The following is a 16,006-nucleotide window of genomic DNA, read 5'->3' on the forward strand; positions in this document are numbered from 1 at the left end:
CGGAACATCCCGTCGTTGCATGCCATCGCCGATACCGCAGCAGGATACCCGATGGCATCGCGCAACACGCGCGACAAGCGCCTGCAGCGCATGTGAACCGGTCGCTCAGCATCGGGTTGCTAGCATGCGGAACGTCCTCGACCCGGTATCGATCCCGCCTCGTGCTCCGAATCGTGCTTCCCATCACCGCCCTGCTCGCCAGTGTCGCCCTGTTGCTGGGCGGCAACGGACTGCTGGGCACGCTGCTGGCGATGCGCAGCCAGGCCGAGGGATGGGGCGAACGGACGACCGGGCTGGTGATGTCGGGCTATTTCGTCGGCTTCTTCCTCGGCACGTTCACGGCGCCGCCATTGATCCGCCGTGTCGGCCATATCCGTGCGTTCGCCTTCCATGCCGCGCTGGCCGCTGCCGCGGTACTGGTGTATCCCCTGTGGATGGAGCCGGTGGGCTGGATGCTGCTGCGCGTGGTGACCGGCATGGCGCTGGTGGGCCTGTGCACGGTGATCGAGAGCTGGCTGAACGCGCAGGCCGCACCGGAGCATCGCAGCCGCGTGTTCGGCGTGTACATGGTGGTGTCGCTGCTGGCGCTGGCCGCTGGCCAGTTGCTGCTGGATCTGCAACCTCCCCGCAGCGCGGTGCTGTTCAGCGTGGTGGCGATCCTGTTCGCGCTGGCGATCCTGCCGGTGAGCGCCACCCGTCTGGTGCCGCCGGTGATGACGGTGGCGCCGAAGATCCATCTGCTGCAGATCTGCCGCGTCGCACCGAGTGCCGCGGCGGGCGCCGTGCTTGCCGGACTGGCGCTGGGCGCGTTCTGGGGCATGGGCGCGGTGTACGCCGCCTCGCTCGGCCTCGACCGGGCCGGGATCGGCACGTTCATGGCGGTCACCATCGTAGGCGGTGCCGCGTTGCAGCTGCCGATCGGCCGTCTCTCCGATCGTGGCGACCGGCGCAGCACGCTGGCCCTGGTCGCGGCGGCCGGTGCGGCTACCGCGCTGCTCGCGCTGCGTTTCGATGCGCAGGCGCATGCCCTGTTCTTCCTGTTCGGTGGACTGGCGTTCGCGCTGTATCCGCTGGCCGTCGCGCACCTGCTGGATCGCCTGCCGGCGGAGCAGTTGCTGGCCGGTTGCAGTGCGCTGCTGCTGCTCAACGGCATCGGTGCCGCCATCGGTCCTGCCGTGGCGGGTGCGCTGATGCAGTGGTCAGGTCCCTCGGCGCTGCCGCTGTTCTTCGCCGGCACGCTGGGCGTGCTGGCGTTGGTGGCGGGCGGCCGTCGCCTGTTCAAGGTGCGGGAGCTGCTGCATGCGGGCAGGTTCCATCCAATGCTCCGCACCACGCCGGCCGCACTGGAGATGCTGCCCGAGATTCCCGATGCGCCCGAGGCCAGGCCACACGATTCACGGGTGAATTGATCCCGATCAATGCGGCAGCAGGACGCGCGCCCTAGCCTGTGCGCCATGGGCATCGTCTCTCCCTCCCCGCTGTTCGATGCGGACCTGCTGCGGCGCTACGACACGCCGGGACCGCGCTATACCTCCTACCCGACGGCACCCCAGTTCAGTGCGGGATTCGGTGCCGAGCAACTGCGCGACCATGCCGCCGCCACCAACCGTCGGGAACATGCCCGCCCGTTGTCGCTGTACGTGCACGTGCCGTTCTGCACCAGCCCCTGCTTCTACTGCGGCTGCAACCGGGTGATCACGCGCGACAAGGCGCGCGGCGAGCTTTATCTGGACTACCTGTACCGCGAGATCGCGCGCATGGCGCCCCTGTTCGACAGCGGACGTCCGGTGGTGCAGCTGCACTTCGGTGGCGGCACGCCCAACTTCCTGACGCCGGCGCAGATCGCGGATTGCGTGGCGGAGCTGCGCAGCCAGTTCAGCTTCTCCACCGACGGCACCATGGACTTCTCCATCGAGCTGGATCCACGCTTCGTCACGCCCGCTGACATCGGCGAACTGGCGCGCGTGGGCTTCAACCGTGCCAGCCTGGGCGTGCAGGATTTCGATCCCAAGGTGCAGAAGGCCGTCAACCGGGTGCAGAGCGTGGACGAGACGCTCGCCATCGTTGCCGCGTGCCGCGACCACGGCATGCGCTCGGTCAATATCGATCTGATCTACGGCCTGCCGAAGCAGACGCGTGCCGGGTTCGAACGCACCCTGGACATCGTGGTCGGCGCGCGTCCCGACCGGATCGCGGTGTACAGCTACGCGCATCTGCCGCAACTGTTCAAACCGCAGCAGCGGATCGCGGCCGACGACCTTCCCGCGCCGGAAGAGAAGCTCGCGCTGCTGCAATGCGCGATCGAACGTCTGGTGGCTGCCGGCTATGTCTACATCGGCATGGATCACTTCGCGCTGCCGGACGACGACCTGGCGCGTGCGCAGGAGCGCGGTGGCCTGCACCGGAACTTCATGGGCTACACGACGCACGCGGAGAGCGACCTGCTCGGTTTCGGTGTCAGCGCCATCAGCCACATCGGCGACAGCTTCAGCCAGAATCCACGCGACATCGCCAGTTGGGAGCGCGCCATCGACGATGGCCGGCTGCCGGTCTGGCGCGGAATGCCGCTGGAGCGCGACGACGTGCTGCGGGCGGAGGTGATCCAGGAACTCATGTGCCACGGGCGACTCGACTTCGCGCGCATCGGCAAGCGCTTCGACATCGAATTCGCGGAGTACTTCGCCGACGCCCTGCCCCGGCTGCACGCGCTGGCCGACGATGGCCTGCTCACCTTCACGCGGGTCGGCTTCCAGGCCACGCCGAAAGGCCGGCTGCTGCTGCGCGTGATCGCCATGTGCTTCGACCGCTACCTGCCCGCGACGCCTGCCCCGGACGCACCCCGGTTCTCGCGGACCGTCTGATCGAGGGCCGTCAGCGGCAGGCCTCGTTGACGCGGTCATCGAGCTTCCGGCTCGTCGCGAAGTCGCGCTTCAGGCCCAGGCGGGCGTAGGCCTGCTCGCGCGACTTCTTCGCGCGCGCGCACGCGACCGGATCCTTGTGGAGTGAAATCACGGCGCCCTGCACGGCCCGTTGCCGGCGTCCGGTGCTGCGCGTTGCCGCGCGCGGGCGCCCCTCCCCTTTCGCCGTTCGTGGCGCAGGTGCGGGCGTAGCACGCGCGGCAGGCGGCGATGGTGCCACCGGATAATCACGAACCCATTCGGTGCGCTGCGTGGGCGCGCAGGGCGTCGACTGGTAGGACGACTGGCCATCGGGGCCCGCGCATTTGTGGATGGCGCCGCTGCCCCAGGCGGGCGAATGAGGCAGGCAGAGGACGCAGGCCAGCACGATGCACCAGGCGGTCGGGGATGGATTCGGCATGAGCGGCTCCTGCGGGAAGTCGCCTGCAGCATCCGGCCGTGGTCCACCGCGGGGTATCGGCGCATCCCGCAGCAGGCCGTCGGGATTCGTCCCGCTTTCACCGGCCCGTCACCGCTCACCCTGCATGAAGGCGGACATTCCCCAAGGAATGCTTCCATGGCGACGGCCTATCTTTACCTCAATGCCCTGGTCTACCTGCTGCTCGCCGCCTGGTGCGCGGTCGCACCGGCGCGCACCGCGGCCGCGGTGGGCTATACCTCGCTCAGCCGCTCCGGGCAGGTGGAATACCTGACGATCTACGGCGGCCTGCAACTGGGGCTGGCCATCCTGTTCGCCTGGTTCGCGTGGAGCCAGCAGATGCGCACGGGCCTGGTGCTGGCCGTCGCGCTGTACGTCCCGATCGTGCTTTTCCGCAGCATCGGCCTGGTTCGCTGGTGGCCGGTGGAGACCACCACGCTGGTGCTGGCCGCGGTCGAATGGCTGATGCTGGCGGTGGCCCTGTGGCTGTGGTGGCAGGGACGGCCCGGCTGACACGCCGTGGTCAGAAGTTGATCGGCACGCGCGCGGTGAACGTCATGTCGGGCGTGTCGCGGGTGATGCCCACGCCCAGCGCCACGTTGAGCGACATGCGGTCGCTGAAGCGGTAGGTGCCACCCAGCAGCAGCGTGCCCAGGGTGGTTCGCACGGCACCCGCGACGTCCTCGCCGTTCTGCTTGGTCTTGTCGACGATGCTGGTGTCGTAGCCGATGCTGATGGCCGCTTTCTCGTTGAGCGCCAGGCCCATGCCAAGGTTGAAGCCGAGGATGTCGCCGGCCTTGATGTCGCCGAGGAATTCGGTCTGGCCGCCCAGCACGCGCCGCGATACATCGCTGCGCTTGAAGTTGTGCAGGTAGCTGAGGCTGCCGAAAAACACGACCGGATCGGACGGGTACAGCCAGGTGATGCCGGGCTGTACCGCGTTGAAGCCGCTGCCGGTGGGCAGGTCCAGCGGCAGGCCGGTGCCGGTGGTATTGGCGACGCAGCGGGTCACGCAGTCGGTGGTCACGTCGAACAGGTCGCGGCCCGTGCGGCTCTTGTAGCGCAGCCAGCCGATGTAGAACGGTTTGTCGGCACCGCCGCGGTTGAGCTGGTAGCGGCCGGTCAGTTCCACGTCGCCCAGGCCGCTGCCGCGCGCATTGAACACACGGTCCTGCGCGGAGCCGGTAAAGATCTCGCGGCTGACCGTATCGCTGTGGATGTAGACGTAGGGCAGCTTGGCTTCCACTTCCATGCGCCGGTTGACGCCGTAGCGCCCGGTCAGCGTGGCGACGGCGGTGGTGGTCTTGACCTGGCGTACATCGATCAGGCCGATCAGGATCGCCGGAATGATGGTGTAGCCCACCAGCGCCACCCGGTCGTTCGCCGAATAGCCGTACTGGATGGCCGGCTCCACCACCAGCTTGCCCTTGGGCGTCAGCACGCCGGGCTGGTCGAAGATCTGCGCCACCTCCGGCGGCCGTGAGTCGCTCTCCGGCGCTTGCCCCACGCGCTGCGGCGCCTGTGCATCGCCGGACGTGGTCTGCACCTGCGCACCCTGCGGACTGCGTGCCGGCGCAGCGGCCTGTGCCACCTGCGCGCCGGTGTCGTAGGCAGGCGAAGTGCCGCCCGTCTCTGGTGTGGAACCCGGCGCCGGTGCGGGACCGACGACGATGTAGGTAGGCGAACCCGCAGGCGCATCGCGGAATGTCGGCGCCTGGTTCAACGAGGGCACGATGACCGGCGCGGGCGCGCCGCGCGCACGCGCGTTGGCCAGGATCTCGTCGTTCAGCGCGTTCTGCAGGCTGAAGATCTGCTGCTCCTGCGCCTGCATCAGCTCGCGCATCTGCTGCAGGCGCTGGGTCTGCTCGTTGAGCTGCCGCTGCAGGGCATCCAACCGCGCATCAGCCGTGATCTCGTACGGCTGGGTCGGCACCGGGGGGGCCTGCGTCGCCGGCAGCGGGACATCCTGCGCCCTCGCCTGCCCGGCCTGCACGCCCAGTCCGACCGCCAGTGCCAGCGGTGCGACCTCGATCAGAGACGTCCCTTTCATGATGTTCCCCTTGTCGTGTGCGATGGTCGCGGTGGACGGCGCGAGACGCGCGTCAGGGCCCGCCCGGCGAGCGGATCAGCGCATCGGTGAGCGCGCTGCCGGCATTGAGGTTCTGGTATGCGCCCAGCGTGTCGACGTCTACGTCGATGCGGGTGACGGTGCGGATGTCCTGGCCGTCGAGGGTGTTCTGGATCACCAGTCCGCCGGCGACCTGGGCGGGATCGAAGCGGTTGCCGTCGCCGATCTGCACGACGAGCCCGCGATTGAATTCGGCCAGCGCCTGCGCCTGTTCCGGTGTGATGCGCGCCACGTCCGGGATCTGCACCGCGATGCGCGCGGTCAGTTCGCCATTGAGCAGGACGACGCGTTCGATGCCGAACGACAGCATCATGCCGGTCGGCATCTGGAAGCCGCCGCGCATCTGCGCCAGCCGTGCAGGGTCCACGGGCTGCCAGTCGCCGCCGAGGTCGCCGCCGTGCCCACGCGCACCCACCGGTGCCAGCAGGATGGCGAGCAGGAGTGCCATGCGTCGTGGCGCGCGTCGTTTCCCGTCCATGTCAGATGTCTCCCGGACCGCGCCTGGGCACGGTGATGTTGCGCAGGCCATCGCGCTGGATTCCCATGTCGAGCGGCGCCGGGGGTGCGGTCTTCCAGTCGCTGGCCTGGTTGAAGCGGGCGCGTTCGCGCCGGTTGTGCACGACGAACAGCACCCGGTTGTCCCACAACGTCTCGAAGCGCGAACGCGGCATCGCGCGCGTGCCGCGGGCCGGATCGCCCAGCAGCACGCGGCCGTCGCGCAGGCCTTTCACCACCACGAAATGCCGGTAGCCGCGGTCGTTGAGCAGGACGATGGCGGGCACGCCCTCTTCCTGCAGCTTGTCGAGCGGCAGCTCGAAACCGTCGGCTTCGTAGCCCTTCGAGCGCAGGTAGCGCCGCATGTCCAGCAGCGAGAACCCTTCCTTGCGGATGCGTGCCTGGTCGCCGTTGTTGTACATCTGCACGAACACGTCGACCTCGCTGACGGGATGTCCGTACTGGTGCGTCAGCAGCGTCGCGGTGGCCGCCGAGCCGCAGCTGAAGTCGTACTGCTGCGGCAGCGTGGTCTTGAAGCGGGCTTCCTTGAGACTGGTCAGCCGCACGCTGTAGGCACCGCCGGGCACGCGCAGGTCGCTGGTCGCGGCCGACGCGCCCCCCAACCCGGCGAACGCGCAGGCCAGTGCGGCGTAGACGGGCCAACGCCAGCGTCGCGTGCCGCGTTTCATTGCGTACCGCCGGCGAAATCGACGGTCACGATCATCGCGTTCTGGATCAGCACGTTGCTGCCGGTGTTCTGGATCACCGTGTTGATGCCGCTGGCGTTGTTGAATGCGCCGTCGGCGATGCTGTTCGACCCGCTGGTGATGTGGTGGGCGGTGTTGTCGTCGACGGAGCCGTCGACATCGATCAGGTTTTCCGTCTGGCTGGCGTCGCCGCCGCGCATCGTCGACAGCCGCCCCATCGCGACGGGGTGCCCGAGCTCGCTGACTGCCGCGACGGGCACGTCCGGCGCCGGCCTGGCGACGGCCGGAGGTGGCACGTCGACCGGTGCGGCGGTGTCCTGCGCCGCTGCGCCGAACGCGACGGCGAACATTCCCCAGGTTGCGAAGCGCAGCCTGGCCTGCTGGTGCGTAAGCATGGTCGGTCTCCTTCGACATGCGTCCGCCGCGCGGCCATGCGGTGTCCCGCGTCCTGCAGGACACCGTCGCCCACGCGGAACGTCCCGGCGGTGGAGCCGGGACGTCTGCGGAGCGCTTATGGGCCTACGGTCAGGTTCGCCTGGACAGTGATGCCCTGCTGGATCAGCGAGGCCATGCCGCTGTTCTGCGCGGCCACCATGATGCCGGCGGCGGACTGGCCGACGCTCGTCATGTTGTTGGACATGTCGAACGTGCCGGCATCGACCGCCACGGAACCACCTGCACCGCCCGCACCGCCGGTCGCGCCGTTGCCGACGCCGCCGTTGCCGTCGCCGCCCATGCCGTCGCCGCCATTGCCCACGCCGCCTGCGCCGCCGGTCGCACCGACCGCGCCACTGGCGCCGTTGCCGGCCGTGGCGTCGCCATTGCTCGCGCTGGACGAGGCACTGCCGTTGGTGGCATCGCCGTTGCTGGCATCGCCACCGGCACCGCCGTTGCCTGCGGTCGCCGTCACGCTGCCGCCTGCACCGCCCCAGCCGTTGCCGGCACCGCCGGTCGCGGTCGCGTCGCCGCCCGTGCCGGAACCTGCACCGCCCGTACCGGAACCGTCGCCACCGGTGCCCGTGCCGTCGCCGGAGGTGCCCGCGCCTGCCGTTGCAGTACTGGCCCCGCCGGTCGCGGTGGCATCACCGGACGTGCCGGCCCCACCCGTCGCCGTGCCGTCGCCACTGGTGCCGTCGCCGGCGCCGCGTTCGCGCACGTTGCCGCTGCCTGCACCGGCATCGCCGCCGGATGCACCTGCCATCGCGCCACTGTCGCCGCTGACGCTGCCGGCGTCGCCGCCGGACGCACCGCTGGCGCCGTCACCGTCACCACCCCAGCCGCCGGCATCGCCGCCGCGGCCACGACCGTTGCCGGCGGTCGCGTTGCCGTCCGCGCCCCAGCCACTGCCGTCGCCGCCGTTCGCGCCGCGGGTGTCGTCGGCATTGCCACCGCGTCCACCGTTGCCGGCCGTCGCGTCGCCGATGCTGGCGCTGCCATTGGACGAGTCGCCCGCGGTCGCATCGCCGATGCTGGCGCTGCCGCCGCTGCCGCCGTCGCCACCTGCGCCTCCGTTGCCGCCATCGCCGCCACTGCCGCTGCCGCCACCGGCCTCGCCGCCGTAGCCGTCGCCGCCGTAGCCGGCACCGCCGCGGCCACCGCTTCCGCCATTGGCATTGCCCCAGTTCTGGGCGACGTTGCCGATGTCGTGCACGGTCACGCCGGACACCGAACCGATCAGCTTGGTTTCGGCCACCGCCTTGCTCTGGTTGAACGAGTTGGAGAACGTCGAGGTCGCCGTGCTGCCGTTGTTCGCGGCCGTGGAGCCATAGCCTTCCGCATTGGCACGCCCGCGGTTGTCGCGGTTGTCGCCATCGTAGGAACGGTTGTCGCTGTTGTCCGAATTGTCCGAGTTGTCCGAGTTGTCGCTGTTGTCGGAGTTGTCGGTGTTCGTGCTGTTGTTGCTCATATCCGCAGCGAGATTGACCAGGATGTCATCGCCGGTCCCGTTCTCGGTGTTGGTCTGCTGGGCGAAGGCCTGTCCCGTCATGCCGAGCGCCAGCAGTACCGCCGACGCGATCAGAGTCTTGCGTGTGCACATGTTGAGTCTCCTTGTGGCCGCTCCGGAGCCCAGGGGAAGCCCCTAAAAAGCGACGCGGGTCACACTTGCACACGATTCGTTAGCGCGTTCCGGCACCCAGGTTAAAAAAACATTAGCGGCACGACCGTCTGTCCGCAGGCAAACCGGGACCGTCAGACATGGGCGCGCCTTGGCCGGCGTGGGATCCGGTCATCGTTCCGGCAATCGGCCGTCACCAGGCCGCGGCGCGGATCGTGCCTGCGGTGCGCGCGCCCAGCCATACCAGCAGCAGGCCCAGCACAAGCGTCACGACGAGATAGCCGAAGGCGGCACCCTGCCGCTCCGACCGCGCGAACATCAGGCACTCGACCATCAGCGCCGAGTAAGTGGTCAGCGCGCCCAGCACGCCGACAACGAGGAACGCCCGCCAGTACAGCGCCGACGGCCCACGTCCTTCCAGCCAGATCGCAAGGAAACCTGCGGCGAACGAACCGATCATGTTCACCGCGAACGTGCCCCAGGGAAATCCCGTGCCCAGCTGGCGCAGCAGTACGCCGCCCAACCAGAACCGCGCCGCGGCGCCGAGTGCGCCACCGGCCATCACCAGCATCAGTTGCTGCCACCACACCCAGGCCTGTACCGGCATGCGTCGCGCCTCGTCTTCGGACTCAGTCGTCGCGACCGGCCTGCTGGCGCGCCTGCCGGCGTGCGTCGCGCAGACGATCGAGTTTTTCCTTCAGCTTGATTTCCAGCCCGCGTTCGACCGGCTGGTAGTACACCCGCTCGCCCATCGCATCGGGGAACGCGGTCTGGTCCAGCGCGATCCCGCCTTCGGCGTCGTGGTCATACTGGTAGCCCGTGCCATAGCCCAGCGACTTCATCAGCTTGGTCGGCGCACTGCGCAGGTGCATCGGCACGTCCTGCGTCCCATGCTCGCGCACGTCGGCCTTGGCAGCGTTAAAGGCCATGTAGCCTGCGTTCGACTTGGCGGTGCTGGCCAGGTAGATCACCAGTTGCGCCAGCGCCAGATCGCCCTCGGGACTGCCCAGCCTGTCATAGGTGTCCCAGGCATCGATCGCCATCTGCAGGGCGCGCGGGTCGGCCAGGCCGATGTCTTCCACCGCCATCCGCGTCATCCGTCGTGCGAGATAGGCCGGGTCGCAGCCGCCGTCCAGCATGCGCGCCAGCCAATACACCGCGCCATCGGGGTTCGAACTGCGCACCGACTTGTGCAACGCCGAGATCTGGTCGTAGAACTGCTCGCCGCCCTTGTCGAAGCGGCGCGTACGGTCGGCCAGCACCTGCGCCAGCGTCTGCGGGGTGATGCGTCCCCCTTCGTCGGCCGCGAGCTCCGCCGCGATCTCCAGCAAGGTCAGGCCACGGCGCACGTCGCCGTCGGCGGCGGTGGCGATCTCCAGCAGAGCCGCGTCGTCGACCTCCAGCGCCAGTTCGCCCAGCCCGCGCTCGGTATCCGCAAGCGCCATACGCAGTGCGTGGCGGATGTCGTCCGGCGATACGGCTTCCATCACGTGCACGCGGCAGCGCGACAGCAACGCGGAGTTCAATTCGAAGGATGGATTTTCGGTGGTCGCGCCGACGAACAGGATGGTGCCGCGCTCGATATGCGGCAGGAAGGCGTCCTGTTGCGCCTTGTTGAACCGGTGCACTTCGTCGACGAACAGCACCGTGCGACGCCCGCCTGCGAACCGCTGCGCCGCCTCCGCCAGCACCTGGCGGACCTCGGGCAGGCCCGACAGTACGGCCGAGATCGCCTTGAATTCGGCATCGGCATAGCGCGCCAGCAGCAGCGAAAGCGTGGTCTTCCCGCAGCCCGGCGGGCCCCAGAGGATCATCGAATGCACATGGCCGGACTCGACCGCGCGGCGCAGCGCGCTGCCCGGCGCCAGCAGGCGCCGTTGCCCGACCATCTCGTCCAGGGTGCGCGGACGCATGCGCTCGGCCAGCGGCCGCAGCGCATCGGTATCCGTGCTCAGCAGGTCGACCTGCGGTTCAAGAGGGGTACGTGTCCTAGCCACGCGTCATTGTAACGTCGTGGCCCACCGGGTCCCGCTCAGTGGCCCGGTCAGGGGCCGCCCACCACATCCACGCCCTTCGCGGGCGCGTACTTGAAGGTGCCGCCGGCGAACGCCGGGTTGCGCTTCCAGCCGCTGAAGCTGATCTCGGTGCGCTGGCCGACCGCGTCCTTCACTTCCATCTTCACCAGCGTGCCGCCGGAGAAGGCGAGCCGCGCGGTCTGGAAGCTGGCATCGCCTTCCTGCTTGGGCGTCAGGGTGAGCCACTGCACGCCACCCTGCCCCGCGGCTTCGGCCACATTGAACTGCTGGTCGAGCTTGCCCGGATCGATCAGTGCCGCGAGCGGGCTGTTCTCTTCTTCGATGCCCTGCTCGCGCACCGTGGCCTGCTGGAGGTCCGGATCGTAGACCCACACCTTCTTGCCATCGGCAACGATCAGCTGCTCGTACGGCTTGTTGTATTCCCAGCGGAACAGGCGCGGCGCCGACAGCGCGACCCGACCGTTCGAGGTTTCCTTCAGCTTGCCACCACCGTCGTAGACCTTCTGGGTGAACTGGCCATCCAGGCCCTTCAGGCCGGTGGTGAAGGTCTTCAGCTCGTCTCGCGCGCCGGCGAGGGCCGTGGTGGCGAACAAGGCGGTGGCGAGGACGGCGTAGCGTGCAGTGCGGAGCATGGTGCGTTCCGGGATAAGGGACGTTGGACGGAGTGTGCCGGGATGAAACTGAACAGGCTGCCGACCGCGGACGGCGGACGGCACGTCGTTCAGTCAGCGCGGCGGTGGCGGAGCCAGCACCTGGCGGTCGCCGTTGTGTTCGGGCGGCGTCACTACGCCGGCGGCTTCCATCGCCTCGATCAGGCGTGCCGCGCGGTTGTAGCCGATCTTCAGTCGTCGCTGCACGCCGGAGATCGAGGCACGACGGCTCTCTGTGACGATCTTCACCGCCTCGTCGTACAGCGGATCGGACTCGTCGCCACCGCCGCCGCCCGATTCCGGCAGGCCGGTCGGGCCCACGACGATGCCATCGCCCATGGTCTGGATTTCTTCCAGCACGCCCTCGATGTAATCGGCGCTGCCGCTGGCCTTGAGATGCTCGACCACGCGGTGGACTTCCTCGTCGCTGACGAACGCGCCATGGATGCGCTCGGGCATCGCGGTGCCCGGCGGCAGGTACAGCATGTCGCCGTGGCCCAGCAGTGTTTCCGCACCGGACTGGTCGAGGATGGTGCGGGAGTCGATCTTGGAGCTGACTTGGAATGCGATGCGCGTCGGGATGTTCGCTTTGATCAGGCCGGTGATGACGTCCACCGACGGACGCTGCGTGGCCAGGATCAGGTGGATGCCGGCCGCACGCGCCTTCTGCGCCAGGCGGGCAATCAGTTCCTCGACCTTCTTGCCGACGATCATCATCATGTCGGCGAATTCGTCGATGAAGATGACGATGAAGGGCATTGGCTCGAGCGGGCGCGGCGCTTCGGCCAGGTCCGGATTCGGCTTGAACAACGGATCCATCAAGGGTTGGCCCGCGTCCTGCGCGTCCTTCACCTTCTTGTTGAAGCCGGCCAGGTTGCGCACGCCCACCGCGCTCATCAGCTTGTAGCGGCGCTCCATCTCCGCCACGCACCAGCGCAGGCCGTTGGCGGCCTCCTTCATGTCGGTGACCACCGGCGCCAGCAGGTGCGGAATCCCCTGGTAGACGCTGAGCTCCAGCATCTTCGGGTCGATCATCAGCATGCGCAGGTCTTTCGGCGAGGCCTTGTACAGCAGGCTCAGCACCATCGCGTTGACGGCGACGGACTTGCCAGAGCCGGTGGTACCGGCGACCAGCAGGTGCGGCATGCGGGCCAGGTCCGCCACGGTGGGACGGCCGGCGATGTCCTTGCCCAGCGCCAGCGTCAGCACGCTGCCGGACTTGTCGTATTCCTTCGACCGCAGCAGCTCGGAGAGGAAGATCATCTCGCGGCTGGTGTTCGGGATTTCCAAGCCGATCACCGACTTGCCGGGAATCACGTCGACCACGCGCACGGACTTCACCGACAACCCGCGGGCGATGTCCTTGTCCAGCGAGCTGATCTGGCTGACCTTGACGCCGGGCGCAGGCTCCATTTCGAAGCGGGTGATGACTGGGCCCGGATAGGCGCCAACCACCTGCACATCGATGCGGAAGTCCTTGAGCTTGAACTCGATCTGCCGAGACAGCGTCTCGAGTGTTTCCTCGGAGTAGCCCTTGGTCTGCGGTTTGGGGTCGTCCAGCAACGAGAGCGGCGGCAGGCCGGATTCGTCACCCCCGGTGCCGTGGAACAGCGGGATCTGCTGCTCGCGTTTCGCGCGTTCGCTCTTCTCGACCACTGCTGGGGCGGGCGGCTCGATCTTCACCGGCTCACGCTTGGCGCGCGCGACGGCGTCGGTCTTGCGGACGACCTCGCGCTCCTCGCGCATCGCCCGGGTCTGCTGCCATTCGTTGGCCTGCTGGCTGCCGCGGCGGAACAGGTCGGGCAGCATCAAAACGTACTTGCCGATGCGCTCCATCACCGCGAACCACGACAGGCCGGTCGCCAGCGTTACCGAGGTCAGGAACAGCACCAGCAGGAACAGGTTGCCGCCCAGTCCGCCAAACAGCTTCAGCAGCGACTTGCCCACCAGCGTGCCGAGGATGCCGCCTGCGCCCGCAGAGAAATGTTCGGCCGGTACGCCGCGCAGGTGCAGCAGGCCTGTCGCAGAAATCAGGAAACCCACCATGCCGATCAGGCGCAACGCCGGCCCGAGGTCGGCCTCGCCGTCGCCATCGGTATCCATGCCGAACAGCGCGATCCAGGCGACCGCACCCAGGATCAGCGGCAGCAGGAATGCCACATAGCCGAACAGCCACAGCAGCATGTCGGCGAGGTAGGCGCCCGCCAGTCCCCCCATGTTGTGGACCGGTGCGGTCAGGCTGCCCGACTGCGACCAGCTGGGATCCTGCGGCGAGAAGGTAAAAAGGCTGGCCAGCAGATACAGCAGCAACGGCGCGATCGCGATCAGCGCGAGATCGCGCCACAGGCGTTGCCGGCGCGGATTCGGCGGCGATGCCTGCTTGCGTGCGGCCGCGGCGCCGCCCTTGGATTTGCCGTTGTCCGGGAGCTGCTTCGCCACCTTTGGACCAGACCTTAGGAAATTTCTGTTAGTGATTGATAGTAAACGAATCGTGCGTCCCGCAACAGCGGGGCACGCGTACCGACACAAGGGATCGCCAAAGGCCGGATAGCAAAAACGCCGCGCGGTCGCGCAGCGTCTTCGTCTGATCGGTCCAGGGTCCGGCCTGCATCACCGCTTTCCATCTGAGCGCCTTGATTCGCCGGATACGCAACGCCACTCTATGTGCCTGCGGACGATGCACGACTGCGTCATTGCCTGCCCGATCACCACCTTTTCGCGAGTATACATGAGCACTTCGAAGCACTGCCGCCTGTTGATCCTGGGCTCCGGCCCCGCCGGCTGGACCGCGGCCGTCTACGCCGCCCGCGCCAACCTCAAGCCCGTCGTGGTCACCGGTCTGCAACAGGGTGGACAGCTGATGACCACCACCGAAGTGGACAATTGGCCCGGCGATGCCCACGGCCTGATGGGTCCGGACCTGATGGCGCGCATGCAGGCGCACGCGGAACGCTTCGAGACCGAGGTGATCTTCGACCACATTCACACCGCCGACCTGTCCAAGCGTCCGTTCAAACTGATCGGCGACAGCGGCGAGTACACCGCCGACGCCCTGATCATCGCCACCGGCGCCACGGCGAAGTACCTGGGCCTGGAATCGGAAGAGAAGTTCAAGGGCCGCGGCGTGTCCGCCTGCGCCACCTGCGACGGCTTCTTCTACCGCGACCAGGACGTGGCAGTGATCGGCGGCGGCAACACCGCGGTCGAAGAGGCGCTGTACCTGTCGAACATCGCCCGCAAGGTCTACCTGGTGCATCGCCGCGACACGCTGCGCGCCGAAAAGATCATGCAGGACAAGCTGTTCGCCAAGATCCAGGCCGGCAAGATCGAACCGGTGTGGCACCACACCGTCGACGAGGTGCTGGGCAACGATGCCGGCGTTACCGGGATCCGGGTGAAGTCGGTGCAGGACGGCAGCACGCGCGACATCGACGTGCACGGCTTCTTCGTGGCCATCGGACATACGCCGAATACCGGTCTGTTCGAAGGCCAGCTGGACATGAGCAATGGTTACCTGAAGATCCGTTCCGGCATCGAGGGCAATGCCACCTCCACCACCATTCCCGGCGTGTTCGCGGCCGGCGACGTGACCGACCAGCATTACCGCCAGGCCATCACGTCGGCCGGCTTCGGCTGCATGGCGGCCCTGGACGCTGAGCGGTTCCTGGACAAGGAGGGCTGATCCTCACGGCGCCGTATCGCCAGGGATGGACAAGCTGCTGATCAAGCAATGCCTGTTCTACGGTAGCTGGCTGGTCTGGCCGTTCATCGCCTGGCTGGCCTGGCGGCTGCGGCAGCGCCGTGGCCGCACGCTGGTCGTCCTGCTGCTGGCAGGTTGCCTGCTGTTCGCGTGGGCACGCTTCGTCGAACCGCAGCGCATCCGGGTGCAGGAGACCGTACTGGCCGGCACCGGCGCACAGGCACGACTGGTGTTGATCAGCGACATCCACCTGGGTGTGTACAAGGACAGCGCTTACCTGCAGCGGCTGGTAGACCGGATCAACACGCTGCCGGCCGACGCGGTGGTGATCGCGGGCGACTTCACCTACGAGCCCGACGGCGCGTCGCTGGCGCGCCTGTTCGCGCCGTTGGCTGGCCTGCATGTTCCGGTCTATGCAGTACTGGGCAACCATGATCAGCAGGCGCCCGGTCCCGATATCGACACCGAACTGCGGGCCGCATTGGCGCAGCTCGGTGTCGGCGTGATCGAGGGGGACGTCGTCCGGGTTCGTGGATTCCGCCTCGCCGGACTCGGCGACCGCTGGGCGGGCCGGGACGATCCGGCCTTCCTGGCGTACGCTCCCTCCCCGATGCCCACCCTCGTGCTGACCCATAACCCGGACAGCGCGATCAATCTTGGGCCGGAATCGGCGTTGGTGCTGGCCGGTCACACGCACGGCGGGCAGATCCGGATTCCCTGGCTGTACCGTCATGTGATCCCGAGCCGGTATGGCTTCGACCGTGGCGAACAGGTCCTGACCACGCCGCGGGGACGCGTCCGCGTCTACACCACGGTTGGCACGGGCGAAATTGGCCTGCCGATGCGGTTGTTCAATCCACCCACCATCGACGTGCTGGAGCTGCGTCCGTAGCATCTG

Annotated in this window: 15 protein-coding genes; 5 read left to right on the forward strand and 10 right to left on the reverse strand. The window is 68.0% G+C overall.

All coding sequences use genetic code 11. The annotated features are described in order from the left end of the window. Window positions 1-173 precede the first annotated feature (173 nt). Both IB230_RS01830 and hemN read left to right on the forward strand, forming a co-directional pair. Window positions 174-1,409 carry an MFS transporter gene (locus IB230_RS01830; protein ID WP_192271206.1) on the forward strand — a complete coding sequence of 412 codons (1,236 nt, stop codon included), beginning with the start codon at window positions 174-176 and terminating at the stop codon, window positions 1,407-1,409. 45 nt (window positions 1,410-1,454) lie between these two features. Then, window positions 1,455-2,861: an oxygen-independent coproporphyrinogen III oxidase gene (gene hemN, locus IB230_RS01835; RefSeq protein WP_192268165.1), complete on the forward strand. Its 1,407-nt coding sequence runs from the start codon at window positions 1,455-1,457 to the stop codon at window positions 2,859-2,861. Between the two features lie 10 nt (window positions 2,862-2,871). Here hemN and IB230_RS01840 read toward each other — a convergent pair whose 3' ends face one another. Then, entirely contained in the window at window positions 2,872-3,318 is a 447-nt protein-coding gene (locus tag IB230_RS01840) for a hypothetical protein (protein WP_192268167.1), read from the reverse strand. Between the two features lie 156 nt (window positions 3,319-3,474). On the opposite strand from IB230_RS01840, the gene IB230_RS01845 reads away from it, so the two are divergent. Then, entirely contained in the window at window positions 3,475-3,849 is a 375-nt protein-coding gene (locus tag IB230_RS01845; RefSeq protein WP_192268169.1) for a DUF4345 domain-containing protein, read from the forward strand. 10 nt (window positions 3,850-3,859) lie between these two features. On the opposite strand, the gene IB230_RS01850 is transcribed toward IB230_RS01845, so the two are convergent. From IB230_RS01850 to IB230_RS01890, 9 genes are all read right to left on the reverse strand, one after another. Then, window positions 3,860-5,386 carry a transporter gene (locus IB230_RS01850; protein ID WP_225589130.1) on the reverse strand — a complete coding sequence of 509 codons (1,527 nt, stop codon included), beginning with the start codon at window positions 5,384-5,386 and terminating at the stop codon, window positions 3,860-3,862. A gap of 52 nt (window positions 5,387-5,438) precedes the next feature. After that, window positions 5,439-5,942, reverse strand: a complete 504-nt coding sequence (locus IB230_RS01855; protein WP_192268171.1) for a hypothetical protein — start codon at window positions 5,940-5,942, stop codon at window positions 5,439-5,441. Window position 5,943: 1 nt separating this feature from the next. Further along, on the reverse strand, window positions 5,944-6,648 hold the full coding sequence (locus IB230_RS01860; RefSeq protein ID WP_192268172.1) for a C39 family peptidase: 705 nt from the start codon (window positions 6,646-6,648) through the stop codon (window positions 5,944-5,946). Then, entirely contained in the window at window positions 6,645-7,061 is a 417-nt protein-coding gene (locus tag IB230_RS19660) for a hypothetical protein (protein ID WP_225589131.1), read from the reverse strand. The genes IB230_RS01860 and IB230_RS19660 overlap by 4 nt, the downstream gene beginning before the upstream one ends. 116 nt (window positions 7,062-7,177) lie before the next feature. Further along, window positions 7,178-8,704 carry a hypothetical protein gene (locus IB230_RS01870; RefSeq protein WP_192268173.1) on the reverse strand — a complete coding sequence of 509 codons (1,527 nt, stop codon included), beginning with the start codon at window positions 8,702-8,704 and terminating at the stop codon, window positions 7,178-7,180. A gap of 211 nt (window positions 8,705-8,915) precedes the next feature. Next, on the reverse strand, window positions 8,916-9,329 hold the full coding sequence (crcB, locus tag IB230_RS01875) for a fluoride efflux transporter CrcB (RefSeq protein ID WP_192268174.1): 414 nt from the start codon (window positions 9,327-9,329) through the stop codon (window positions 8,916-8,918). A 22-nt stretch (window positions 9,330-9,351) separates the two neighbouring features. Then, window positions 9,352-10,719, reverse strand: coding sequence for a replication-associated recombination protein A (locus tag IB230_RS01880; RefSeq protein ID WP_343227240.1), 1,368 nt, complete (start codon window positions 10,717-10,719; stop codon window positions 9,352-9,354). 47 nt (window positions 10,720-10,766) lie between these two features. Further along, window positions 10,767-11,390, reverse strand: coding sequence for an outer membrane lipoprotein chaperone LolA (gene lolA, locus IB230_RS01885; protein WP_192268175.1), 624 nt, complete (start codon window positions 11,388-11,390; stop codon window positions 10,767-10,769). 93 nt (window positions 11,391-11,483) lie between these two features. Beyond that, window positions 11,484-13,847 (reverse strand): DNA translocase FtsK, encoded by a 2,364-nt coding sequence (locus tag IB230_RS01890; RefSeq protein WP_192268177.1) that lies wholly within the window; start codon window positions 13,845-13,847, stop codon window positions 11,484-11,486. Between the two features lie 289 nt (window positions 13,848-14,136). On the opposite strand from IB230_RS01890, the gene trxB reads away from it, so the two are divergent. Next, entirely contained in the window at window positions 14,137-15,090 is a 954-nt protein-coding gene (gene trxB / locus IB230_RS01895; protein ID WP_192268179.1) for a thioredoxin-disulfide reductase, read from the forward strand. A 25-nt stretch (window positions 15,091-15,115) separates the two neighbouring features. Next, window positions 15,116-16,000 (forward strand): metallophosphoesterase, encoded by an 885-nt coding sequence (locus IB230_RS01900; RefSeq protein WP_192268181.1) that lies wholly within the window; start codon window positions 15,116-15,118, stop codon window positions 15,998-16,000. Window positions 16,001-16,006: the final 6 nt, after the last annotated feature.

This window comes from Pseudoxanthomonas sp. PXM01 (assembly GCF_014851815.1).
Classification (GTDB): Bacteria; Pseudomonadota; Gammaproteobacteria; order Xanthomonadales; family Xanthomonadaceae; genus Pseudoxanthomonas_A.